Raw genomic sequence first — 22,138 nt, forward strand, 5'->3', positions numbered from 1 at the left:
CGTAACAGGGCCAGGCCCCGCCGACGACGGCGGGGCCTGACCCCTTTAACACCACCCCACCCCGCTACACACCCCCTTGCACCAAACACCGGCGGCATGAAGTCTTATAGCCATGACACAGAAAGCTGCGCCGCCCGAAACCGCCCTGATCACCGGAGCAACAGCCGGGCTCGGCGCGGAGTTCGCCCGCCAGCTGGCGGAGGCCGGCTGCAACCTTGTCCTGGTGGCCAGGGACCGCGGTCGGCTGGAGCGTGCCTGTGCCGAGCTGTCGGCGCGCTACGGCATCAATGCCGAATTCATCGAGGCGGACCTGCTGACGGGAGCCGGCGTGAGCGCCGTCGTCGACCGTTTGGAGGCCGGCAACAGTGCCGCGGCGGGCCGCCGGAGTGCGGTCAGTGGCGACGGGAAGCGCCCGCTGGCTCCGGTGACGCTGCTGGTGAACAACGCCGGCTTCGGGGTGAAAGAGCCGTTTGAAAAGGCGAAGCTCCAGTCCGAACTGGATCTGGTCAATATCATGGTCACCGTTCCGATGCAGCTGATGCACGTGGCGCTGCAGGGGATGTTGGCCCGGCGGGCAGGCAGGATCATCAATGTCGCCAGCGTGGCGGCGTATACACCGCGGGACAACTACGCCGCCTGCAAGGCATGGGTGGTGAGCTTCAGCCGCTGGGCGCACTACCGTTACGCGCGGCGCGGAATCGCCGTGACGGCGCTCTGTCCCGGATTCGTCCATACGGAATTCCACCAGCGGATGGGCATGTCCAAGAAGCTGTACCCCCAATGGATGTGGCTGACGCCGGAACGTGTGGTCCGCGAGGGGCTGGCGGACCTGATGGCCGGCAAGCCGGTATCCGTACCGTCCAAGCGCTATAAGGTCCTCGCCGCTGTCGCCGGCCTGGGACCAAAACGCGTTGTCGCCCGGCTCGCCTCAGTGGGCCGGTAGGGTCAGGGACGAGCAGAGAAACAGGAGCGCCCCCGCGCCGTTCTAGGTGAACGATGCGGGCGCTCCAGCTGTATCGGTGCTGGGTCGGCGTGTGCCTATTCGGCGTCGTGGTCCGTTTCGAGGATCTGCACCAGCGTTTCCAGGGCCTGGTCGGCGCCCTCGCCCTCGGCACGCAGGACCACCGTGGTCCCGTACTCGGCGCCCAGTCCCATCAGTGACAGGATGCTCGAGGCGTCCAGTGCCTCATCGGCGGGGGTGCCGGCCACGGCGATGGTGACTTCGACCGGCTGTTCCCCCGCCGCTTCGGCAAAGATGGCAGCGGGCCGGGCATGCAGGCCGACGCGGCTGGCGATGGTGGCGGTACGTTCGGGCATGGTTTCTCCTTCAGAGTCCGAGGGTATCGAGAATGGGCAGTTGGGCGCGGACGGTGCTGCGGGCAGCGGCCGCGCTGGGGGCCGACAGTGCGGCTTCGGCCAGGGCGCGGGCCTCGTCGAGCGTGACGCTCTTCAGTGTTGCGGCGACGCCGGCCAGGGCGCGGGAACTCATGGACAGCGAGTTCACACCCAGCCCCACGAGTACGACGGCGAGGGCCGGGTCCGCGGCGGCCTCGCCGCAGACGCCCACCGGCTTCGGAAAATCGACCCGCCGGTCCGCGCCGGGCCCGGCGGGACGGCCGGCGGCGTGGTGCGCGCCGTCGACCGTCATCCTGATCAGCTGCAGCACGGCCGGCTGCCACGGATCGCTCAGGGTGGCCAGGGCTCCCAGCTCGCGGTCGGCCGCCATCGTGTACTGGGTCAGGTCGTTGGTGCCCAGCGAGGCGAAGTCCACCTCGTGGAGGATCGAGCGCGCCGTCAGCGCGGCCGCCGGCACCTCCACCATGACCCCGGGGGTTTTCAGCCCCGCATTCTTGCACAGTGACGCGAACCGCGCGGCCTCCTCCGGCGTCGAAATCATCGGCGCCATAACCCAGACCTCCGCCTGGGAAGCTGCGGCCGCCTGTGCAATGGCTTGCAGTTGGCGCTCCAGGACGCCGGGGCTGGTGAGGTCTGTGCGGTAGCCGCGGACGCCGAGCGCGGGGTTGGGCTCCGTCGCATCGGTCAGGAAGGGCAGCGGCTTGTCCGCGCCGGCGTCGAGGGTGCGGACCACCACCTTCTTGTGCGGGAAGGCTTTGAAGACCGCCGCATAGGCCTCCACCTGCTCCTCGACCGTAGGCTCGGTCTCCCGATCCAGGAAACAGAATTCGGTGCGCAGCAGGCCCACACCCTCGGCGCTGGCTGCGGCCGCGGCGGCGGCGTCCTTGCCGGATCCCACATTGGCGAGCAGCGGGACCAGATGGCCGTCCGCCGTCGTGCCCTTGCCGTTGAAGGTGCCCAGTTCCAGCGTTTGTTCCGCCCAGCGCAGGGCGGCGTCGCGCTGTTCCTCGCCGGGACCGACGTCGATCCGCCCGGCCGCGCCGTCCACGTAGACCTCGGTGCCGTCCGCCAGGGCGTCGACGCCGGCGGCCGCTACGACCGCGGGCAGGCCCAGGGTGCGGGCCAGGATCGCGGTGTGGGACTGCGGGCCGCCGCTGCTGGTCACCAGGGCAATGACGACGGCGGGATCCAAGGTCGCAGTGTCGGCCGGGGCCAGGTCCTCCGCGGCCAGGATGAACGGCACGTCCGAAGCAGGGATGCCCGGCGCGGGGACGCCGCGCAGTTCGGCTACGATGCGGGCGCGGACATCCAGCACGTCCTGGGTGCGCTCGGCCATGTACCCGCCAAGGGCCTTGAGCTGTGCGGCGATGGTGCCGCCGGCCTCCCAGACCGCGCGCTCAGCCGAGGTTCCGGCAGCGATCAGCTTGCCGGCCGACTTCAGCAGCATTGGATCCGCCGCCATCAGGGCGGTGGCTTCGAGTACGGCCTTTGCATCACCGGAGGTTGCCGCCGCGCGGCTCTTCAGCTCGGCCTGGACCGCCTTGGCGGCCGACTTCAGCCGGTCCGTTTCCCGTTCGGGAGTGGTACCCGCGCCGAACCTTTCTCCCGCCGGCGGTTCGCTGACCGGCCGGGGCATTTGGCGGATGGTGCCCAGCACGCGTCCGGGGCTGACACCGATTCCGGTGATTGTTTCTGTGGTGGTGCTCATCAAACGACCTCGTTATCCCTTGCAGCTTCCCTATGCGGCAACCGTAGCCTCGTCCGCTGGCTTTCTGGCAGCGAAGCGCTTGAGCGCGATGACGGTCAGGGCGGACACGACCGTTCCGGCGACGATCGCCAGGATGAACATGCCGATATTTCCGATCGCAAATAAGACGAAGAAGCCTCCGTGCGGTGCCTGCGAGGTCACCTGGGCTGCCATCGAGATGGCGCCGGTGACGGCGCCGCCGACCATCATGGCCGGAATTACGCGGAGCGGATCCGCAGCGGCGAAGGGGATGGCGCCTTCGGAGATGAAGGAGGCCCCCAGGAACCAGGCGGCTTTGCCGTTCTCCCGTTCGGCCAGGGAGAAACGCCGGCGGTCGACCAACGTAGCCAGCGCCATGGCCAGCGGCGGAACCATGCCGGCGGCCATAACCGCGGCCATGACCATCCACGGCGCCTGGTTGTCGAAGGAACCGGTGCCCAGGCCGGCGACGGCGAAGGCATAGGCCACCTTGTTGACCGGCCCGCCCAGGTCGAAGCACATCATCAGGCCCAGGATGATGCCCAGAATGACCGCGGAGGCGCCCGTCATGCCGCTCAGCCAGCCGTTGAGGGCATCGGTCAGGGCCTTGATCGGTCCACCGAGGACCAGGAACATCAGGCCGGAGGCCACGATGGAGGCCAGCAGCGGGATGATCACCACCGGCATCAGGCCGCGCAGGGCGCGGGGGACGTGCCAGGTGCCGATCCAGTGGGCCACGACGCCGGCCAGCAGGCCGCCGACCAGGCCGCCGAGGAAGCCGGCGCCCATGAAGCCCGCCACGGCACCGGCGGTGAAGCCCGGGGCGATGCCCGGGCGGTCCGCGATGCCGAAGGCGATGTAGCCGGCCAGCGCGGGGACCAGGAAGGCCATGGATAGGTTGCCGATTTTGTAGAAGACCGCACCGAGGTAGGCGGCCAGCCCGCCCTCGGGCAGATTCGCGAAGTTGTTTTCCAGCACCACCGTGTCCGCGACGTCGGTGATGTCGAACCCGCCCAGCAGGAAACCGAGCGCGATCAGCAGGCCACCGCCGGCCACGAACGGAATCATGTAGCTGACGCCGGTGAGCAGCGCCTTCTTCAGCTTCTGGCCCAGGTGCTCGCCCTTCTGCCCGGCGTCCGCCGGGCCCAGGTCCAGCTCTCCGCTGACCCGCGCGGCGTTGGGATTGTCCGCTGCAGCCAGGGCTTCGCGGATCATCCTGGCGGGCTCGTCGATGCCCCGCTTGACCGGGGCGCTGACCACCGGCTTGCCGGCGAAGCGTTCCTTGCCGCGGACGTCCACGTCGACGGCGAAGATTACCGCGTCCGCGGCGGCGATGACCGCCGGATCCAGCGGAGTGGCGCCGGCGGAGCCCTGGGTCTCCACCTGGAAGTCGACACCGGCTTTCTGGGCGGCTGCCGCCAGCGAGTCCGCTGCCATGTAGGTGTGGGCGATGCCGGTGGGGCAGGCGGTGACGGCGACGATGCGCCGGGTCTTGAGCGCGGTGGTCGTGCCGGCTGAACCGGCAGCGGTGCCTGCCGCAGTTGTGCCGGCGGCCCCTGCGCCGGTGCCAGCAGCGCCGGTGCCAGCAGCGCCGGAAGCCGGCGTCGCACCGGCGTCGTTGGCCGGCCGGGTGGCTGCTGCCTTCGGCGCCTCCGCCAGCGCGCCCTCGACCAGGCCGACGATCTCCTGTTCCGAGGCAGCCGCACGCAGTGCTGCGGTGAAGTCCTTCTTTATCAGGGACCGCGCCAGCTTGGACAGCAGCTTCAGGTGCGCCTGGTCCGCGCCTTCGGGGGCGGCGATGAAGAAAATCAGGTCCGCGGGACCGTCCTTGGCGCCGAAGTCCACCGCCGGAACCAGCCGGGCCATGCCCAGCGTCGGCTCGGTGACCGCCGTCGAACGGCAGTGCGGGATGGCGATGCCGCCGGGCACGCCCGTGGCGGTCTTGTTTTCGCGGGCCATGGCATCGGCGAAAAGCCCGTCCACGCCGGTGGCGCGTCCCTGCGCAACGACGAGTTGGGCCAGGTGGCGGATGACGTCGGAACGCTCCGTGCCCAGGTTCTTGTCCAGGGCGACGAGCTCCGGTGTGATCAACGCTGACATTGGTCATCCTCCTTCGGATGTGTGTGCTGCGGCGCGCTGGGGGTGAAGTGCCGTGACGGTCACGGCTGCGGGTGTGGTCTGCTGCAGGGTCGGCATGGTGGAGCCGGCCAGGGAGGCGGCGGCGGCTCCGTGGGCCACCGCCTGGCGGAGGCACGCCTCGGGCTCGCCGCCGGCACTGTGCGCCAGCAGGTAGCCGGCCAAGGAGGAATCCCCTGCGCCCACCGTGCTTCGGGCGGTGACCGGGGTATGGACCGCCCGCCACTGGCCCTCGGCAGTGACCAGCACAGCGCCCTTGGCTCCCAGGGTTGCCAGCACAGCGCCGACGCCGCCGTCCAGCAGCCCCCGGGCTGCGCGGACGGCCAGCAGCGGATCTGCCTCGAACGCCCTCCAGTCAGCGAAATCTGCGTATCCTGCAAGCTCCGCCAGTTCCTCGGCATTGGGCTTAATCAGATCCGGTGCCGCGTCCCGTCCGGCGGCGACAGCCGCTTCCAGCGGTGCACCGGAGGAATCGACGGCCACCTTCGGGGCGGCGGCGCCGAACTCCCCACGAAGGCGGCGTGTTACCTGGGCATAGAAATCGACGGGGACTCCCGGCGGCAGCGAACCGGCCAGCACGACCCACTGCGCGGGGCGGTTCCGGTCGCGGCAGGCCTCGAGCAGCAGCCCGATCAGCTGTTCCTGCTGCAGCTCGTCCAATACGGGCCCGGGCTCGTTGAGCTTGGTGGTGGTGCCGTCCGGTTCCGTGAGGGTGATGTTGCTGCGCAGCGGCCGGCCGATCGGCAGGTTCCGGTACGGGACCTGTGCCGTTCGCAGTCCGGCGAGGACCGCGTCCTCCGGATCGCCCGGCAGGACCGCGACCGTGGGCACGGCGGAGACGGTGAGCGCGCGGCTGACGTTCACGCCCTTGCCGCCGGGCTCCTGGTGGGCGGCGACCGCGCGCTGCACATCGCCGCGGGCCAGGGCGCCGGGAAGTTCGATGGTGCGGTCCAGGCTGGGGTTGGCAGTCAGGGTGACGATCATGCGATCACGACTTCCACATCCGCCTCCGCCAGCGCGCCGGCGAGGTCACCGGCAGGTGGGGCATCGGTTATCAACGTGTCTACGTCCTTCAGGGTTGCAAAGCGGACCAGGGTCTCCTCGTCCAGCTTGGAGGAATCGGCAAGCACGACGACGCGCCGTGCCGAATGTACGATGGCCGCCTTCACGGACGCCTCCAGCGAGTCGGGCGTGCTCAGGCCGAAGTCCGCGTGCACGCCGTTGGTCCCGACGAAGGCGACATCCGGGCGCAGGTCACCCAGCTGCCGGATGGTGTGCGGGCCGACGCCGGCACGGGTCAGGCCGCGGACACGGCCGCCGAGCAGCTCCAGCTGCAGGGTCGGCGAGTTGGCAATCAGGGAGGCAATGGGCACGGCGTGCGTGATGACCAGCAGGCCGTCGCCGTCGGAGGTGGGCGGGCGCTCCACCAGCAGCTCGGCCAGCTGTTCGGTGGTGGTGCCCGCATCCAGCACGATCGAGCCGGCTGTGGAGGGGATCATTTCCAGCGCCTTGGCGGCGATGCGGGACTTCTCCTCGTGGTGCTGGCTCTGCCGGCTGCTGAGCGGCTGCTCGCTGGTGCTGGCCTTGTCCGTTCCCACCGCGCCGCCGTGCACGCGCCGGAGGATGCCTTCGTTCTCCAGCACCGCCAGGTCCCGCCGCACGGTTTCTTTGGTGATATCGAAGCGCTCGGCGAGCTCGGCGACGCTCACCCGGCCCTTGGCGGCTACGAGTTCAGCGATCCTGGTGTGGCGTTCTTCGGCGAACATGATCTCCTCGCGGCTTCCCCGGCGGACTGTCCGTGACGGCTGTCACGGCTATCTTTGTTTCGTCGACTTTATCTGTGTTTATTTTTGTTTGTCAAGCAATGCAAAAACAACCACAGAAAAACGGGCGGGAGCGGGGGTGTCGGGGTTGCCGCAGCAGGGCGGGACGCGGAAGTATCCGTATATGACGGTTGCCTGGTCCAGACCCGAATCCGGGCGCGCGGGGACGCATCTGCTGGTGATGATCCACGGCTATGGCTCCGACGAGGCCCGGATGTCCGCCATCTTCAAGTCACTGCCGGACGGCATGACCGGGGTCGCCATCCGGGGGCCGAAGGATATCGGCGGCAGCTATGGCTGGTTCCTGCTGGATCCACTGCTGGCCCACGATTTCGGCGAGGTGCTTTCGGCAGTCACCGAGGTCTTCGCCTGGCTGGACCGTACGACGGCGGCGGGCACCTTCGCGAGCGTCAGCCTGCTGGGCTTCTCCCAGGGCATGGCGATGGCGACCACCATGCTGCGGCTGCGGCCCGCGGCGTTCCGTGCCGCCGTCGGACTTTCCGGCTTTGTGCTGGACAGCGAACTGCTGGCGGCCACGGAACCGCTGGTACGGAAGATTCCGTTCTTCTGGGGGCGCGACGCCAATGATCCGGTGATCCATCCCCGCGCTATCGACTATACGCAGGAATGGCTGGCGGCCAATGTGGCGCTCACGGCCCGGACCTACCCGGGCATGGGGCACCGCCTTGGCGCGGAGGAGCTGCGGGACGTCCGGATCTTCCTGAAGCACTACCTGGCGGACCGGTGATTACAGGGCGGCGCCTACAGGCCCCCGTCGCGTGTTTCATCCCGCCTGACGGTCTCGCCCGTATTGGGATCCTGCACCGACCGGCTTTCGGAGACGCGGTGCCGGTTCCGGGGCGCTGCCATGATCAGGGAGACGATCAGGCCGATCACACCGACCACCATGAGGATGTAGCCAATCATCGTCAGGTCCACGAAGTCGACCACGTCCTGGACGGCAAATGCGAGGATCGCGCCCAGGGCGATCAGGAAGATGGAAGAACCGATTCTCATGGCCAACAGCTCCTTGGGTAGTCCGGTGTTGGTTCTGCGGATATCTATTTATAAGCATACTGTTCTTCTGGATGGAACGGACGCACTATGTAACGGACGAAGCCGAATCGTTGAACTAGTGTTAAGGCGAGGCAACCACAGGAGGATTCGTGGCCAAAGGGTCCAAGATCAATCCGGCAGTGAAAACAGCCAGCGGAGCCATCTTCGACAAAGAGGGCAAACCCAAACCGGCCGTCCACAAGGCCATCAACAAGGCCATCGATGTCCAGCGGCCGCTGGTGCTGGCCAGCCTCACCCGGCTGCGCCGCAAATATCCGAATGCCAGCGTGGCCCAGCTCAATGCCAAACTGGAGCGCGACTATTTGAGGGCGGTCACCGGAACCGGCGCCGCGGTCGGCGCGTCGGCCGCAGTGCCCGGCCTGGGCACCCTGGCTTCCCTGGGCCTGTCCGCCGCAGCCACGGTGGGCTTCCTGGAGGCCACAGCGCTGTATGCCCAGTCCGTCGCCGAACTGCACGGGATCCAGACGGATGATCCGGAACGGGCGCGCACGATGGTCATGGCGATCCTGCTTGGGGAGGAAGGCGGAGCCCTGGTGTCCGCGCTGGCCGGGCAAAGCGCCGGCAGGGGGCAGACGGCCAACCAGTACTGGGGCAACCTGCTGGGCAAGAGCCTCCCGTCCGGTTCGGTCGGCCTGATCAGCAATGCCATCCGGAAGAAGTTCCTGAAGTTCATGCTGGCCAAGCAGGGCAAGTTCATGCTGGGACGGGCCCTTCCCTTCGGCGTCGGTGCGGTGGTGGGCGGGGCCGGCAACCTGGCGATGGGCCGCTCCGTCATCGAGGCCGCCCGCGAGGCCTTTGGTCCGCTGCCGGATGTCATCCCGGGCACGCTGGCCCTCGAGCTGGAACGCCCCGCCGGTGAAACCCCGTGGGGCCCGCACGGACCGGCTGGTTCGGATCAGTAACCTATGGTGGCCATCGACCTGAACGCGGATCTGGGGGAGTCCTTCGGTTCCTGGACAATGGGCGACGACGGTGCCATGTTCCCGCTCGTCTCCAGCGCCAACATTGCCTGCGGCTTCCACGCCGGCGGCGGGCTGGCCATGCTCGGCGCTGTCCGGCTGGCGGCCCGCAACGGCGTCGCCGTGGGGGCCCACGTGAGCTACCGCGACCTGGCTGGGTTCGGCCGCCGTGAAATGGACATGGACCCGGCGGAACTGACCGCGGATGTGCTGTACCAGCTGGCGGCCCTCGACGGCGTCGCCCGCACCGCCGGAACCAGGGTCTCCTATGTCAAACCGCACGGGGCGCTGTACAACCGCATTGTCCGGGACCGTGACCAGGCGCAGGCCGTGCTGGACGCGGTCCGCGCCTACGATCCCACCCTGGTGCTGCTCGGACTGCCCGGCTCCGCGGTGCTGGAACTGGCCGTGGCGGGCGGCCAGCCGGTGGCGTATGAGGCATTCATCGACCGCGCCTACCGGGCGGACGGCACCCTGGTGCCCCGGCGCGAGGCGGGAGCGGTCCTGCCCGCCACGGCACCGGCCGAGGTCGAGATGATCGCCGCGCGCGCCGTGCGCCTGGCCACCACGGGCGAGGTGGTGGCGGCGGACGGCAGCCTGCTGCGCATGCCCGTGGATTCACTGTGCGTGCACGGGGATACGCCCGGGGCGGTGGCCGTGGCGGCGGCGGCGCGCAGCGCGCTCACCGACGCCGGCGTGGGCATCCTCCCTTTCGCTCCCTGCATCAGGTCCTGACATGGCGCCGGCGCCCCGTATCAATGAGCCCCGTACCGGTGCGCCCCACACAGGTGAGCCCCGTACCGTCCTGCCCTGCGGTGACCGCGCCGTGCTGGTCGAGTTGCCGCGGCTTGCCGACGTACTGGCACTGTACCGCGGCCTGGCGGCCGATCCGCTGCCCGGCATCGTGGATATGGTGCCCGCAGCGCGCACCATCCTGGTCACAGTGGATCCGCAGCTGATTGGCCTGCCGCAGGTGCGGCGCTGGCTTCAGGAATCTCCCGCCCTGTACGACGCCGGTACGACGGCCGGCAGGCAGGTCACCATCGAGGTGGACTACTCCGGCCCGGACCTGGACGCCGTGGCCGGCCATCTGGGGATCACGGTCCGCGAGGTCATCCGGCTCCATACCGGATCCGTCTGGACCGCGGCCTTCACCGGGTTCGCCCCGGGATTTGCCTATCTGGTAACGGACCACGGCCGCCTTGCGGTCCCCCGGCGCGAGGCCCCGCGGACCACTGTGCCCGCCGGGGCCGTGGGGCTCGCCGGCGAGTTCAGCGGAATCTACCCGCGCCCCTCGCCCGGCGGCTGGCAGCTGCTCGGGACCACGGATGCGGTGCTCTGGGATCCGGCAGCGGAGCAGCCGGCGCTGCTGGCGCCGGGCACCGTCGTCCAGTTCAGGGAGGTGTGAGGTGGCCGGGGCGGACAGCAATGGCACCGCCGGCATCCGGGTCCGGAGCACCGGCCCGCAGGCCCTGATCCAGGACCTGGGCCGCCCGGGCCACGCGGACATCGGACTGAGCCCTTCCGGCGCCCTTGACCTGGACGCGCTGCGGCAGGCCAACCGGCTGGCCGGAAACGAAGACGGTGCGGCCGGCGTCGAAATCCTGCTTGGCGGGTTGACTCTTGAGTTCAGTGCCGGCTACCGCATTGCCGTGACGGGTGCCGCCGGCCGGGTGGAACTGGACGGGAAGCCCGTTGCCCGCAACGCCGCGGTGGACGTGCCGGCTGGCGCCGTGCTTGCCATCCGCCCGGCCGAACGGGGGCTGCGCTACTACCTGGCCGTGCGTGGCGGGCTCGACGCGGAGCGGGTCATGGGCTCGGCCAGCACGGATGTGCTGTCCGGCGCCGGCCCCGCGCCGCTGACAGCCGGGATGGTGCTGCGGACCGGGAGCGCGGCGGCTGGATATGCTGTCCGGGGTGACGCCGTCCGTGAAGGCGTCGTCCGCGAAGGCGCTGCCGCGCCCGCGGCGCCGTGGGCCACCGTTCCCCAGCCGCCGGCGAATCCGGCCGTCCGCGTCCTGCCCGGACCACGCCGGGACTGGTTCACGCATGGGTCCTGGCTCCGGCTGATCCACGGCAGCTGGACCGTATCAGCGGACAGCAACCGCGTCGGCATCCGGCTGGAAGGGCGGCCACTGGAACGCCTGCCCGGATTCGAGGGCCGGGAGTTGCCCAGCGAGGGGATGGTCACCGGAGCCCTGCAGGTGCCGCCGTCCGGCCTGCCAACAGTCTTCCTCGCTGACCATCCGGTCACGGGCGGCTACCCGGTGATCGCCGTCGTCCATTCGGCGGACCTGCGCCTGCTGGCCCAGGTGCGCCCGGGCCAGCGCCTCCGGTTCCTGGGCTGACAGCGGGACGCTGTGCCCGGGTTGCCGGCGGTCCGCGGGGTGCCGGCGTCAGCCGAAGACGGCGTGCGCGACGGCGAAGATCACCAGTCCGGCCAAGGCACCGACCACGGTGCCGTTGAGCCGGATGAACTGCAGGTCGCGGCCGACTTGCAGTTCGATCTTCTGTGACGTCTCCTCCGCATCCCAGCGCTCCACCGTCTCCGTGATGACGCCGGCGATGCTGCTGCGGTAGGTCCGGACCAGGTAGCCCGCGGCGTCGGAGATCCACGCGTTGACTTTGCCGGCCAGCTCCTCGTCGGTGACCAGGCGTTCGCCCAGGTCCCGGACGGCGGAGGTGAACTGGCGGCGCAGTTCGCTGTCCGGATCGTCCACGGCCTCCAGCAGTGCCGCCTTCACGGTTTCCCAGGTCCGCGCGGCGATCGACCGCAGGCGCGGGTCGTCCAGCAGTTGCTCCTTGATGGCCTCGACCCGGGCGATCATCGCCGGATCATGCTGCATGTCCTCGGCCAGTTCCCGCAGGTAGTTGTCCAGCGCCCGGCGGACCTGATGGTTGGGGTCCTGCTGGACCGCCAGCACGAACTTGTGCATCTCCACGTAAACCTTGTCCCCGACCAGACCGTCCACGAACGGCGGCACCCAGGACGGCGACCGGTCCGAAACCATCCGGGCGATGACTGCCTGGTTAGTGCCGACCCAGTCCGCAACCCGGTCCACCAGCAGGTCGACCAGCTGGATGTGATGGCCGTCTGCGAAGATCCGTGCGAGCAAGCGGCCCAGTGGCGGACCCCATTGCGGAGCCACCAGATGCTTGCGGGCCAGGGATTCAATCACGTCCTGCACCGCCTCGTCGTTGAGCACGGTCATGGCGCCGCGGATCGCGGCAGCACCTTCGGTGGCCACCCGTTCGGCATTGGCCGGCGGTGCCGGGCCGTCGGGTCCCGCGGGCTGGGCGGGCTGGGCCAGCCAGGCACCGGCCTTCCGGGCGATGTCCAGGGAGGCCAGCTTGCGTTCGACGACCTGCTCGGAGAGGAAATTGGTTCCGACGAATTCGCCCAGGCTGGCCCCGATGGCATCCTTGCGGCGGGGGATGATGGCGGTGTGCGGGATCTTCAGGCCCATCGGATGCTTGAACAATGCGGTGACCGCAAACCAGTCGGCCAGGGCGCCGACCATTCCGCCTTCACCGGCCGCACGGACGTACTGCAACCAAGGGTAAGTGTCCTCCAGGGCGAAGGACACGGTGAAGACCACTGCCATGGCCACCAGCAGGCCGGTGGCAATCAGCTTCATCCGGCGCAGTGCGGCGGCGCGCTCCTGGTCCGCGGGGGTCAGGCCGACCACCGTAGTGGGCTGGGCTTGCATTGATCCTCCCATGTTCGAACCATCGACTTTCCGAACCGTCAACGTAAGTTAACCAGCCCGTTGCCGGAATCGTCAGTCCGGGGCCGGGAACCGGCGTACCGTGAAGATAAGAGAATAGCTCCCAGCACGAACCGGAGACTGCAATGCGCAGAACGTCCGACATCCGGCCGTTGGCATGCCGGCCGTCCGAGGGCAGGCAGCGATGCGGCAGTTGATCTATGCGCACCGCGGCGCCAGCCAGCGCTTCGCCGAACATACCCGGGCCGCCTACCTGCAGGCGATCGCCGACGGTGCTGACGGCGTGGAATGCGATATCCACCTGACCCGGGACCTGAAACTGGTGTGCCTGCACGATGCCACCCTGGACCGGACATCCAACGGCACCGGCGGCGTCGCGGACCACACCCTCAGGCAGCTGCGCGACATGGATTTCTGCTCGTGGAAGGGCGCCACGATTCCACCGGAGTACGGCGGAATCCTTGACCAGTTCCTTACCCTGGCGGACCTGATCGGGATCCTGCGCGCGGCGGGCCGGCCGATCGGACTGGCGATCGAATGCAAGCACCCCAGCCCGTTCGGCCACCGGCTCGAGGAACAACTCCTGGGCTTCCTCATGGCCGAAGGCTGGGATCCGGAGAACTCGGTCCTGGACAACATCACGATCAGCTTCATGAGCTTCAGCCCGGACTCGGTCAAGCGGCTGCTGGAACAGGTTCCGGACCACTTCGTATGCCAGCTCGTCGCCGACGTGGATCCGCTGGCCATCCGCCGGCAGTTCCAGTTCAGCAGGATTACCGCTGCCGCCGTGCTGCGCCTCATGCGCGCCGCAGCGGCGGAGGCGGAGGAACTGATCCGCACCCACCGAGTGGGCCTGGCCGGCCCCGGGATCGACTATGTCAAGGCGCACCGGGACGACGTTGAACGGCTGCTGGCCCGCGGGGTCCGGTTCCGTGTCTGGACCGTGGACGACCCCGCGGACATCGAGCTCTGCCGCGAACTGGGAATCCAGGAAATTACGACCAACAGGCCGGCCGAAACCGCCGCACGGCTGGCCCTCCAGCCGCAGCCGGCCTGAATTCCCGCAGGCTCCACGGGCTGACCATTGGTCAGGGGTCGGTTCCCGCGTGAAGTGGCCATTGGTCAGCCAACGTGGGGGTCAGCTGACGCAGCACCATGTGTAATTGCTCATTTTGCAGCAAACCCGTCTGTTGCGGCGGCGCTGGGTGTGATTGAGTTATTGAATGGCTTCCCCTATTGAAGACTATGCGCTGATTTCCGACCTACACACCGGCGCCCTGGTCTCGCGCACAGGCAGCCTGGACTGGCTGTGCTTCCCGCGCTTCGATTCCCAGTCGGTCTTCGGGGCGCTGCTGGGCAATGCGAACCACGGCCGGTGGCTGCTGGCTCCCGCTGATGCTCCGGTCTGGGCCGCCGAGGACCAGGCGGATCCGGAACCGCGGCGCCCGCACAACGACGGCGGCTCGCTGGCTACCGCGGCGCCCGTCTTGGGCAGGGACGTCAGCCAAGCCGAAGGCAGCACCCAGAGGCGGGGCGAGGCCGTCGTTATTGACCGCCACTATACGGACAGCACCTTCGTCCTGCGGACCCACTGGAAAACGGACACCGGCGAAGCCCTGATGACTGAATTCATGCCGGTCGGGGACCGGCGAGCGTCCCTGGTGCGCCGCGTCGAGGGCCTGTCCGGCAGCGTCACCATGCGGCAGGAGGTGCGGGTGCGCTTCGGCTACGGGACCGTGGTTCCCTGGGTCAGCCGCGTCGAGGACCACGACGGTGAAGCCATTGTGGGCATCGCCGGTCCGGAGGCGGTGGTGCTGCGCGGGGATGTGCTGCCGAAGGCGGCGCACCGGCGCCACGTGGGCGAGTTCACGGTCGAGGCAGGCGAAAAGGTCGATCTGGAAATCGCTTGGTTCCCCTCGCACCGGCGCGTTCCTGCGGCCATCGACGTGGACGAGGCGCTGGCCGAAACCACCAACTACTGGACGCGCTGGTCCGAAAGCTGTCTTAAGCAGGGCAAGTACGAGGAAATCGTGAAGCGTTCGCTGCTGGTGCTGCGTGCTCTGACGCACGAAAGCACCGGCGGCATCGTAGCTGCCCCCACCACCTCCCTGCCCGAGGCCTTCGGCGGCGAACGCAACTGGGACTACCGCTTCTGCTGGTTGCGCGACGCCGCCCTGACCCTGGAGGCAATGCTCACCCACGGCTTCCAGCAGGAAGCGCTGCACTGGCGCAACTGGCTGCTGCGCGCCGTGGCCGGCGATCCGGAAGACCTGCAGATCATGTACGGCGTTGCCGGCGAGCGGTTCCTTCCGGAGCGGACACTGAAGCACTTCCCGGGATATGCGGACTCGTATCCGGTGCGGATCGGCAACGGAGCGGTGCGGCAGTACCAGGGCGACGTGGTGGGCGAGGTCATGGTCGCACTGGAGAAGCTGCGCAACCGCGGCGGCCACGAGGACCATTTCTCCTGGCCGCTGCAGCGCAACATGCTGCACTTCGTCGAAAACAACCTGGACCGCAAGGACCACGGCATCTGGGAAATGCGCGGGGAGAAGAAGCACTTCACGCATTCCCGGGTCATGATGTGGGCCGCCATGGACCGCGGCGTGCGCGCCGTGCGGGACCATGGCCTGGACGGGCCGGTGGAGCGGTGGGAGAAGCTGCGGGACCAGCTGCGGGCGGAGATCATGGAGCACGGCTTCAACAAGGAAATCAACTCCTTCACGCAGACCTATGAAGGCACCGAGGTGGACGCCTCCCTGCTGGTGCTGCCGCAGGTGGGGTTCGTCGACTACAAGGACGAGTGCATGCTCGGCACGGTGGTTCGGCTGGAGCGGGATCTGCTGGATGAGAGCGGACTGCTGCTGCGCTACCGCACCGAATCAGGGCTTGACGGTCTGGAGCCGGGCGAGCACCCGTTCCTGGCCTGCTCCTTCTGGCTGGTGGAGCAGTACGCCCATACGGGCCGGATGGCGGATGCGGAGAAGCTGATGGACCAGCTCGTCGGCTATGCCAACGAACTGGGCCTGCTCAGCGAGGAATACGACACGGTCAATCAGCGGATGGTCGGCAACTTCCCGCAGGCGTTCTCCCATCTGGCCCTGGTCCGCGCAGCGGATGCCCTCCACGGGGTGAACCAGGCGGCAGTCTAAGAACTACGGCTGCAGCACCACCTTGATGCACCCGTCTTCCTTCTTCTGGAACTTCTCGTAGGCCGCGGGTCCGTCTGCCAGCGGCAGGCGGTGGGTGACCAGGTCCAGCACACCCAACGGATCGGCGTCGTCCTCCACCAGCGGCAGCAGGTCACCGATCCAGTGTTTCACATTGCACTGCCCCATGCGCAGCTGGATCTGCTTGTCGAACATCGTCAGCAGCGGCATCGGATCCGCTTCGCCGCCGTAGACGCCGCTCAGCGAGATGGTGCCGCCGCGCCGCACCGAGTCGATGCACGCGTGCAGCACGGAGAGCCGATCGATGCCGGCGGTTTCCATCGCCTTCTTCGCCACCGGGGAGGGCAGCAGCCCGATCGCGGTGTGCGCAGCGGACGCGACCGGGGAACCGTGCGCTTCCATTCCGACGGCGTCCACCACCGAATCCGGTCCGCGCCCGTCGGTGCGGTCCCGCAGTTCGTCACCGATGTGCTTGGTCCAGTCAATGGTTTCGATGCCGTGGCGCGCGGCCATGGCGCGGCGCTCCGGCACGCGTTCGATGCCGAAGACCCGGTATCCCAGATGCTTGCCGATCCTGGCGGTGAACTGGCCCACCGGGCCCAGCCCGAAGACGGCCAGCGACCCGCCGCCGGGCACGTTGGCGTAGTCCACGGCCTGCCAGGCGGTGGGAAGGATGTCGGAAAGGAAGAGGTAACGCTCGTCCGGGGCCTCCGGATTGCCGACCTTGATCGGTCCGTAGTCGGCGTGCGGGACGCGCAGGTACTCGGCTTGCCCGCCAGGGACGGAGCCGTATAGTTCGGTGTAGCCGAAGAGCGCAGCCCCGGAGTTCTTCTCCCGCACCTGCGTGGTCTCGCACTGCGACTGCAGGCCCAGTCCGCACATGTAGCAGTTGCCGCAGGCAATGTTGAACGGGACAACCACCCGGTCTCCGGGCTTGATGTTCGTCACCGCGCTGCCTACTTCTTCGACGATGCCCATTGGCTCGTGGCCCAGGATGTCGCCCTTGTGCAGGAAGGGTCCCAGGACCTCGTACAGGTGCAGGTCGGAACCGCAGATCGCGGTGGAGGTCACCCGGATGATGGCATCCGTGGCGTCCTGGATGATCGGGTCGGGAACGGTTTCAACGCTCAGGGACCGGCGCCCCTGCCAGGTGAGTGCCTTCATGCGGGCAACGCTACGCCCCGTGCCCTGATCCGGCCAGAGGCATCTGCCGGTCCGGAGCGGCGCGGCGCAGCCGTTACGCTGGAAGGACCGCCTCTGAATTTCCCCGAGGAGCCATGTCTTATCTGCAATCCCCGGCCGTGCGGGTCGGCCTTTCCATCTCCGTTGCCACCGGCCTGTACGGAATTTCCTTCGGCGCCCTGTCCGTCGCCTCGGGCCTGGGCTTCTGGCAGACGATGGCGCTGAGCCTGCTGCTGTTCAGCGGCGGCTCCCAGTTCGCCTTTATCGGCGTCCTCTCCGGCGGCGGCACGGGGCTGGCAGCCATGAGTGCCTCCGCCCTGCTGGGGATCCGCAATGGCGTCTACGGCATGCAGATCAACGCCCTGGTGCGCCCGCGCGGCTGGCGCAAGGCCGCTGCGGCCCATGTGACCATCGACGAATCGACCGCCACCGCCACCGGCCAGACGGACCCGGCCGAGCAGCGGAGGGGTTTCTGGACCGCGGGCCTCGGGGTGCTGGCGCTGTGGAGCCTGTTCACCGCCGTCGGCGCCGTTGTCGGGGATGCCCTCGGCGACCCGAAGCAGTGGGGGCTGGACGGGGCGGCGGTTGCCGCCTTCCTGGCGCTGCTGTGGCCGCGGCTGAAGTCCCGCGATTCGGCGGCCATCGCCGTCGTCTGCGCTCTGGCCACGGTCCTGACGGTGCCCCTGCTGCCCAGCGGCCTGCCCATCCTGGTGGCTGCCGCAGTGGCGGTCGTCCTCGGCTGGTTCCGCAAGGATCCGGACGCCCGGCCACCGGCGCCGGGCAGGGAGCCGTCACCGGAACCGGCATCGATCTCTGAAGGACGCTGAACCATGGAACTGTGGATCTGGGTGCTTGCAGCCTGCCTGCTGAGCTTCGCGACCAAGCTGCTGGGCTACCTGGTGCCGGCCAAGGTCATGGATAACCCGCGGATGTCCCGGGTGGCCGGGACGTTGACGGTGGGCCTGCTGGCCGCACTGACGGTTACCAACACCCTTGCCTCCGGGCAGGCCGTGGTGGCCGATGCCCGGCTGGTTGCGCTGGCCGCCGCCCTGGTGGCGCTGCTGCTGCGGGCGCCGTTCCTGGTGGTCGTGATCGCCGGCGCGGCTGCGGCGGCGCTGGCCCGGCTGGCGGGGATGGCCTAGCCGCCAGGTACACCTAGCGCTGCTGGCCGTACATCCCGGCGTACCCGGTTCCGGCTCCCTGGAGGCCGGTTCCCTGCGGGCCGAGCGCCGCGGGCCCCACATACCGGTCGGAACCGTAGGAGAGGATGAGGGCAAAGATCGGGGGCAGGAAAATGAGTCCGATCGCGAATCCGGTGCCACGGCCGAAGGACTTCGCCAGGTCGATCATCATCAGGATGGAGATGACCACGTTGACCATCGGAATAAAGAGCAGCACCAGCCACCAGCCGGGCCGCCCGACGATCTTCAGGATGACATAGGAGTTGTAGACGGGGACGAAGGCCGCCCAGGCCGGGCGGCCTGCCTTCCGGAACAATCCCATGTAGATCAGGCCAACCAGCGCAACAGTCACCACCAGGGTCAGCAGCGAGCCGAACAGGGCGCCGGCTGCGGCGGCCGGATCCGTGGTTGTGGTGGTCGTAAACGTAGTCAGCACAGTGGTCATGCCCGCGACGCTACTGGACCGGACCGCGGACCGCGATGGGGAGAAGTCCCCATCAGCCCGGGCCGCGTCAGCCCCCGGGCCGCCTCAGCTGGCGGACACCAGCTCCGCCGTGGCCTCGGCGATGGCACGCTCCTCGTCGGTGGGGACTACCAGGACGGGGATGGCCGACTCGGGCGTGCTGATCACCCGGGCCTCCTTGCTGCGGCGGACATTGGTGTAGTCATCCAGTTCGATGCCCAGGGCGCCGAGCCGGTCGATGACCAGCTTGCGGAAGTAGGCGGAGTTCTCTCCGATGCCGGCGGTGAATACGACAGCCTGGGCGCCGCCCACGGCCACGTGGTAGCCGCCGATGTACTTGGCCAGCCGGTAGGACGCCACCTCGAGGGCCAGGGTTGCCTTGTCATCACCGTTTTCCGCGGCCTCGACCACCTGGCGCATGTCGTTGTTGCCGGACAGGCCCTTGAGACCCGATTCCCGGTTGAGCAGGTGGTCCAGGTCGTCGGCGGAGAAGCCCTTCCGCTGCAGCGCCACCAGCACCGACGGATCCAGGTCGCCGGAGCGGGTTCCCATCACCAGTCCTTCCAGCGGCGTGTAGCCCATGGACGTATCCACGCTGACCCCGCCGCGGATGGCGGTGATGGAGGCGCCGTTGCCCAGGTGCGCGATCACGGCATTGAACCGCCGGGGCTCGATCTCCAGCAGCCGGGCGGCACGCGCGGAGACAAACTGGTGCGAGGTTCCGTGGAAACCGTAGCGCCGGATGCCGTGCACCGTGTAGAGGTCCTCCGGGAGCGCATAACGCCAGGCATACTCGGGCAAGGTGCGGTGGAAGGCGGTATCGAAGACGGCCACCTGAGGCATTTTCGGCCACTTCGCGGTGATAGCACGGATGCCCAGGGCTGCCGGCGGATTGTGGAGCGGTGCCAGGGGCGCCAGCCGTTCAATCGCCCGGGTGATTTCGAAATCGATGCGCACGGGTTCGTCGAAGCGCTCGCCGCCGTGCACCACCCGGTGGCCGACGGCATCGATCTTCCGCCCGCCCAGCACTTCGGTCAGGCGGGCCTCGACGGTCTCCAGAGCCTCCGAATGGTTCCTGATCTCGCCTTCGCCGATCCGCTCGATCAGGCCGTCGGTGACGACGGTGTCGCTGCCGGCCTCCGTGTCCACATCCCGCAGTTGGTACTTCAGCGAGGATGAACCGGAGTTGATGACCAGGATGAGCATTAGGCTTCCTTTGCGGTGATGGTTGAGTGGTCTGGACCTGTTTGTCCTTGGATGGCGGTGATCGCGACGGTGTTGACGATGTCCTCGACAGTGCAGCCGCGGGACAGATCGTTGACCGGCTTGCGCAGGCCCTGCAGGACGGGTCCGACGGCGACCGCCCCCGAGGACTGCTGCACCGCCTTATAGGTGTTGTTGCCTGTATTCAGGTCGGGGAATATGAACACGGTGGCCTGTCCGGCCACCGATGAATCCGGCATCTTGGACGCGGCCACCGAGGCGTTGACGGCGGCGTCGTACTGGATGGGGCCTTCCACGGCCAGGTCCGGGCGGCGGCTGCGGGCCAGTTCAGTGGCGCGGCGGACCTTGTCCACCGCTTCACCGTAGCCGGAGGTGCCGGTGGAGTAGGAGAGCATCGCGATCCGCGGATCGATCCCGAACTTGGCCGCGGTCTCGGCCGAGGCGATGGCGATGTCCGCGAGCTGCTGGTCGTTCGGATCCGGGTTGACCGCGCAGTCGCCGTAGACCAGCACCCGATCCTCCAGCAGCATCAGGAAGACGGAGGAGACGATGTCGACGCCCTCGCGGGTCTTCACGAATTCGAGTGCGGGGCGGATGGTGTTGGCCGTGGTGTGGGCGGCCCCCGAGACCATGCCGTCCACCTTGCCCAGCTGGACCATCATGGTTCCAAAATATGAACCGTCAAGCATGTTTTCCATCGCGGTTTCCAGGTCGACGCCCTTGTGGGCCCGCAACCGGGCGTATTCGGCGGCGAATTCTTCGCGCAGCGGGCTGGTAGCCGGGTCAACGATCCGCAGCCCGGTCAGGTCCACGCCTTCGGTGGCTGCCAGTTCGCGGACCTGGGATTCGGAGCCCAGCAGGGTCAGGTCGCAGACATCGCGGCGCCGCAGGATCTCGGCGGCGCGGAGGATCCGCACATCGAGCCCCTCCGGCAGGACGATATGCCGGCGCTGCGAGCGGGCACGCTCGATCAGCTCATGCAGGAAGCGCAGCGGTGTCATGTGGGTCGGATGCGGCAGGGCCAGGCGTTCCAGTAGTTCCTGCTCATCCACATGCCTGGACCAGGCACCCAGCGCCGCGGCGGCCTTCCGCCGCTGGCCGGAGGAGACCTCGCCACGCACCTGGCTTACCCGGTGCGTGGTGGTGAAGGTGTCCTCGGCAACGCTGAATACCGGGAACGGGGCCTGGGCGAGCATCTGCATGATGTCCGGTTCCGGGGTCAGGCCGCCGGTCAGGACCATCCCGGAGGGAACGGGCGAGTCGGGGGACAGGGACGACGCCAGGCCCGCGACCATGATGTCGGCACGGTCGCCCGGGACCACTACCAAGGCTCCGTCGCGCAGTTGGCTGAAGAAATTGCCCACGGTCATCGCACCGATCTCGATGCTGCTCATGTCCCGGTCCAGCTGCCCACTGCCGGCGATCTGCCGCGCGCCCAGCGCTGCCACGACTTCGGCGATGGTCGGCTGGGCGACCTCGTCCTGTTCCGGAATCACGTAGACCGGCCAGCCATGCACGCCCGGACGGACGCTGCCGGCAAGCTCCTCCAGATCCTCTGGGGCCGCACGGTTGACCATGATGGACAGCAGGGTGGCCCCGGCGGCAATATGCTCCTTGCGGGCGACCTCCACGGCGTCCACGGTTTCCTGCACGTCCATGGACTGGGCGCCGATCACCACCAGCATGGTGGCCCCCAGGTTCTTGGCCAGCCGGGTGTTGAGATCGAATTCGACGGCGGCATCGTGGCCGCTCAGATCCGTACCTTCGACCAGGATGACGTCGCAGACCTGGGACATTTCACCGAAGATCTGCACGCAGCGGGAATCGATTTCCTCCCGCTGCCCGGCTGCCAGCTGGGCACGGGCTTCCCGGGAGCTCAGTCCGCCGCGGCTGCGCTCCGGGCCGAGGTCGAAGGTGCTGCGCATGAGCAGCACCATCGGGTCCTGCTCGGGATCGTCGCCGGGAATGACCGGCCGGAAATAGCCGATCCTGCCGGCGTGCCGGTGGAGCATGTCCGCCAGTCCCAAACTGATCAGGGACTTCCCCGAGCCCGCTGCCATCGCACTGATGTAGATTCCCTGCGTCATCCGTGTCCGTCCTTTGCGTCGACCCA

Annotated in this window: 21 protein-coding genes; 10 read left to right on the top strand and 11 right to left on the bottom strand. The window is 68.4% G+C overall.

The window, feature by feature from the left end; all coding sequences use genetic code 11:
- Nucleotides 1-112: 112 nt before the first annotated feature.
- Nucleotides 113-943 (top strand): SDR family NAD(P)-dependent oxidoreductase, encoded by an 831-nt coding sequence (locus AC5RWU_RS04430; protein ID WP_494030047.1) that lies wholly within the window; start codon nucleotides 113-115, stop codon nucleotides 941-943.
- A 95-nt stretch (nucleotides 944-1,038) separates the two neighbouring features.
- On the opposite strand, the gene AC5RWU_RS04435 is transcribed toward AC5RWU_RS04430, so the two are convergent.
- Genes AC5RWU_RS04435 through AC5RWU_RS04455 form a run of 5 tightly spaced genes read right to left on the bottom strand, consistent with a single transcriptional unit; the run spans nucleotide 1,039 to nucleotide 6,984 of the window.
- Nucleotides 1,039-1,317 (bottom strand): HPr family phosphocarrier protein, encoded by a 279-nt coding sequence (locus tag AC5RWU_RS04435; protein ID WP_494030046.1) that lies wholly within the window; start codon nucleotides 1,315-1,317, stop codon nucleotides 1,039-1,041.
- Between the two features lie 10 nt (nucleotides 1,318-1,327).
- Entirely contained in the window at nucleotides 1,328-3,064 is a 1,737-nt protein-coding gene (gene ptsP, locus AC5RWU_RS04440; RefSeq protein WP_494030045.1) for a phosphoenolpyruvate--protein phosphotransferase, read from the bottom strand.
- A gap of 30 nt (nucleotides 3,065-3,094) precedes the next feature.
- Nucleotides 3,095-5,182, bottom strand: a complete 2,088-nt coding sequence (locus AC5RWU_RS04445; RefSeq protein ID WP_494030044.1) for a PTS fructose transporter subunit IIABC — start codon at nucleotides 5,180-5,182, stop codon at nucleotides 3,095-3,097.
- Nucleotides 5,183-5,185: 3 nt separating this feature from the next.
- The gene (locus AC5RWU_RS04450; RefSeq protein ID WP_494030043.1) at nucleotides 5,186-6,202 is read right to left on the bottom strand and encodes a 1-phosphofructokinase family hexose kinase; all 1,017 of its coding nucleotides are present in this window, start codon (nucleotides 6,200-6,202) and stop codon (nucleotides 5,186-5,188) included.
- On the bottom strand, nucleotides 6,199-6,984 hold the full coding sequence (locus AC5RWU_RS04455) for a DeoR/GlpR family DNA-binding transcription regulator (protein ID WP_494030042.1): 786 nt from the start codon (nucleotides 6,982-6,984) through the stop codon (nucleotides 6,199-6,201). Before AC5RWU_RS04455 ends, AC5RWU_RS04450 begins: the two co-directional genes overlap by 4 nt.
- A gap of 181 nt (nucleotides 6,985-7,165) precedes the next feature.
- Here AC5RWU_RS04455 and AC5RWU_RS04460 point away from each other — a divergent pair, with 181 nt between their 5' ends.
- Nucleotides 7,166-7,789, top strand: coding sequence for an alpha/beta hydrolase (locus AC5RWU_RS04460; protein ID WP_494030041.1), 624 nt, complete (start codon nucleotides 7,166-7,168; stop codon nucleotides 7,787-7,789).
- Nucleotides 7,790-7,803: 14 nt separating this feature from the next.
- Here the strand turns inward: AC5RWU_RS04460 and AC5RWU_RS04465 are convergent, their stop codons facing one another.
- Nucleotides 7,804-8,058, bottom strand: coding sequence for a DUF6458 family protein (locus AC5RWU_RS04465; protein WP_494030040.1), 255 nt, complete (start codon nucleotides 8,056-8,058; stop codon nucleotides 7,804-7,806).
- 149 nt (nucleotides 8,059-8,207) lie between these two features.
- Here AC5RWU_RS04465 and AC5RWU_RS04470 point away from each other — a divergent pair, with 149 nt between their 5' ends.
- From AC5RWU_RS04470 to AC5RWU_RS04485, 4 genes are read left to right on the top strand one after another with little or no spacing between them, the layout of a single operon-like run.
- Nucleotides 8,208-9,020, top strand: coding sequence for a hypothetical protein (locus tag AC5RWU_RS04470; RefSeq protein WP_494030039.1), 813 nt, complete (start codon nucleotides 8,208-8,210; stop codon nucleotides 9,018-9,020).
- A gap of 12 nt (nucleotides 9,021-9,032) precedes the next feature.
- Nucleotides 9,033-9,812, top strand: a complete 780-nt coding sequence (locus tag AC5RWU_RS04475) for a LamB/YcsF family protein (protein WP_494030052.1) — start codon at nucleotides 9,033-9,035, stop codon at nucleotides 9,810-9,812.
- 1 nt (nucleotide 9,813) lies between these two features.
- Nucleotides 9,814-10,485, top strand: a complete 672-nt coding sequence (locus AC5RWU_RS04480) for a 5-oxoprolinase subunit B family protein (protein WP_494030038.1) — start codon at nucleotides 9,814-9,816, stop codon at nucleotides 10,483-10,485.
- Between the two features lies 1 nt (nucleotide 10,486).
- Nucleotides 10,487-11,425 (top strand): 5-oxoprolinase subunit C family protein, encoded by a 939-nt coding sequence (locus tag AC5RWU_RS04485; RefSeq protein WP_494030037.1) that lies wholly within the window; start codon nucleotides 10,487-10,489, stop codon nucleotides 11,423-11,425.
- A 48-nt stretch (nucleotides 11,426-11,473) separates the two neighbouring features.
- On the opposite strand, the gene AC5RWU_RS04490 is transcribed toward AC5RWU_RS04485, so the two are convergent.
- Entirely contained in the window at nucleotides 11,474-12,787 is a 1,314-nt protein-coding gene (locus AC5RWU_RS04490; RefSeq protein WP_494030036.1) for a DUF445 domain-containing protein, read from the bottom strand.
- A 202-nt stretch (nucleotides 12,788-12,989) separates the two neighbouring features.
- Between AC5RWU_RS04490 and AC5RWU_RS04495 the strand changes: the two genes are divergently transcribed.
- Together AC5RWU_RS04495 and AC5RWU_RS04500 are read left to right on the top strand one after the other, a co-directional pair.
- Nucleotides 12,990-13,862 (top strand): glycerophosphodiester phosphodiesterase family protein, encoded by an 873-nt coding sequence (locus AC5RWU_RS04495; protein ID WP_494030035.1) that lies wholly within the window; start codon nucleotides 12,990-12,992, stop codon nucleotides 13,860-13,862.
- Nucleotides 13,863-14,028: 166 nt separating this feature from the next.
- The gene (locus AC5RWU_RS04500) at nucleotides 14,029-15,957 is read left to right on the top strand and encodes a glycoside hydrolase family 15 protein (protein WP_494030034.1); all 1,929 of its coding nucleotides are present in this window, start codon (nucleotides 14,029-14,031) and stop codon (nucleotides 15,955-15,957) included.
- Between the two features lie 3 nt (nucleotides 15,958-15,960).
- On the opposite strand, the gene AC5RWU_RS04505 is transcribed toward AC5RWU_RS04500, so the two are convergent.
- A complete protein-coding gene (locus tag AC5RWU_RS04505) occupies nucleotides 15,961-17,139 on the bottom strand; it encodes a zinc-dependent alcohol dehydrogenase (RefSeq protein WP_494030033.1) in 1,179 nt (392 codons plus the stop codon).
- A gap of 113 nt (nucleotides 17,140-17,252) precedes the next feature.
- Between AC5RWU_RS04505 and AC5RWU_RS04510 the strand changes: the two genes are divergently transcribed.
- Complete coding sequence (locus tag AC5RWU_RS04510) at nucleotides 17,253-17,984, top strand: AzlC family ABC transporter permease (RefSeq protein WP_494030032.1); 732 nt, start codon at nucleotides 17,253-17,255, stop codon at nucleotides 17,982-17,984.
- A 3-nt stretch (nucleotides 17,985-17,987) separates the two neighbouring features.
- Nucleotides 17,988-18,299, top strand: a complete 312-nt coding sequence (locus AC5RWU_RS04515; protein WP_494030031.1) for an AzlD domain-containing protein — start codon at nucleotides 17,988-17,990, stop codon at nucleotides 18,297-18,299.
- 13 nt (nucleotides 18,300-18,312) lie between these two features.
- Here the strand turns inward: AC5RWU_RS04515 and AC5RWU_RS04520 are convergent, their stop codons facing one another.
- The 3 genes from AC5RWU_RS04520 to pta all read right to left on the bottom strand — a co-directional run bounded on the left by AC5RWU_RS04520 (nucleotide 18,313) and on the right by pta (nucleotide 22,112).
- Entirely contained in the window at nucleotides 18,313-18,783 is a 471-nt protein-coding gene (locus tag AC5RWU_RS04520) for a DUF5684 domain-containing protein (RefSeq protein ID WP_494030030.1), read from the bottom strand.
- 84 nt (nucleotides 18,784-18,867) lie between these two features.
- Nucleotides 18,868-20,007: an acetate/propionate family kinase gene (locus AC5RWU_RS04525; protein ID WP_494030029.1), complete on the bottom strand. Its 1,140-nt coding sequence runs from the start codon at nucleotides 20,005-20,007 to the stop codon at nucleotides 18,868-18,870.
- Entirely contained in the window at nucleotides 20,007-22,112 is a 2,106-nt protein-coding gene (gene pta / locus AC5RWU_RS04530; RefSeq protein WP_494030028.1) for a phosphate acetyltransferase, read from the bottom strand. Before pta ends, AC5RWU_RS04525 begins: the two co-directional genes overlap by 1 nt.
- Nucleotides 22,113-22,138: the final 26 nt, after the last annotated feature.

Source organism: Arthrobacter sp. B0427-1-12 (assembly GCF_059092905.1).

What these genes read in the sequence shown, in the direction of transcription:
- AC5RWU_RS04430 (WP_494030047.1), top strand. Translation starts at nt 113, where the DNA reads ATGACACAGAAAGCTGCGCCGCCCGAAACCGCCCTGATCACCGGAGCA.
- AC5RWU_RS04435 (WP_494030046.1), bottom strand. Translation starts at nt 1,317, where the DNA reads ATGCCCGAACGTACCGCCACCATCGCCAGCCGCGTCGGCCTGCATGCC.
- ptsP (WP_494030045.1), bottom strand. Translation starts at nt 3,064, where the DNA reads ATGAGCACCACCACAGAAACAATCACCGGAATCGGTGTCAGCCCCGGA.
- AC5RWU_RS04445 (WP_494030044.1), bottom strand. Translation starts at nt 5,182, where the DNA reads ATGTCAGCGTTGATCACACCGGAGCTCGTCGCCCTGGACAAGAACCTG.
- AC5RWU_RS04450 (WP_494030043.1), bottom strand. Translation starts at nt 6,202, where the DNA reads ATGATCGTCACCCTGACTGCCAACCCCAGCCTGGACCGCACCATCGAA.
- AC5RWU_RS04455 (WP_494030042.1), bottom strand. Translation starts at nt 6,984, where the DNA reads ATGTTCGCCGAAGAACGCCACACCAGGATCGCTGAACTCGTAGCCGCC.
- AC5RWU_RS04460 (WP_494030041.1), top strand. Translation starts at nt 7,166, where the DNA reads ATGACGGTTGCCTGGTCCAGACCCGAATCCGGGCGCGCGGGGACGCAT.
- AC5RWU_RS04465 (WP_494030040.1), bottom strand. Translation starts at nt 8,058, where the DNA reads ATGAGAATCGGTTCTTCCATCTTCCTGATCGCCCTGGGCGCGATCCTC.
- AC5RWU_RS04480 (WP_494030038.1), top strand. Translation starts at nt 9,814, where the DNA reads ATGGCGCCGGCGCCCCGTATCAATGAGCCCCGTACCGGTGCGCCCCAC.
- AC5RWU_RS04490 (WP_494030036.1), bottom strand. Translation starts at nt 12,787, where the DNA reads ATGCAAGCCCAGCCCACTACGGTGGTCGGCCTGACCCCCGCGGACCAG.
- AC5RWU_RS04495 (WP_494030035.1), top strand. Translation starts at nt 12,990, where the DNA reads ATGCGGCAGTTGATCTATGCGCACCGCGGCGCCAGCCAGCGCTTCGCC.
- AC5RWU_RS04500 (WP_494030034.1), top strand. Translation starts at nt 14,029, where the DNA reads ATGGCTTCCCCTATTGAAGACTATGCGCTGATTTCCGACCTACACACC.
- AC5RWU_RS04505 (WP_494030033.1), bottom strand. Translation starts at nt 17,139, where the DNA reads ATGAAGGCACTCACCTGGCAGGGGCGCCGGTCCCTGAGCGTTGAAACC.
- AC5RWU_RS04510 (WP_494030032.1), top strand. Translation starts at nt 17,253, where the DNA reads ATGTCTTATCTGCAATCCCCGGCCGTGCGGGTCGGCCTTTCCATCTCC.
- AC5RWU_RS04515 (WP_494030031.1), top strand. Translation starts at nt 17,988, where the DNA reads ATGGAACTGTGGATCTGGGTGCTTGCAGCCTGCCTGCTGAGCTTCGCG.
- AC5RWU_RS04520 (WP_494030030.1), bottom strand. Translation starts at nt 18,783, where the DNA reads ATGACCACTGTGCTGACTACGTTTACGACCACCACAACCACGGATCCG.
- AC5RWU_RS04525 (WP_494030029.1), bottom strand. Translation starts at nt 20,007, where the DNA reads ATGCTCATCCTGGTCATCAACTCCGGTTCATCCTCGCTGAAGTACCAA.
- pta (WP_494030028.1), bottom strand. Translation starts at nt 22,112, where the DNA reads ATGACGCAGGGAATCTACATCAGTGCGATGGCAGCGGGCTCGGGGAAG.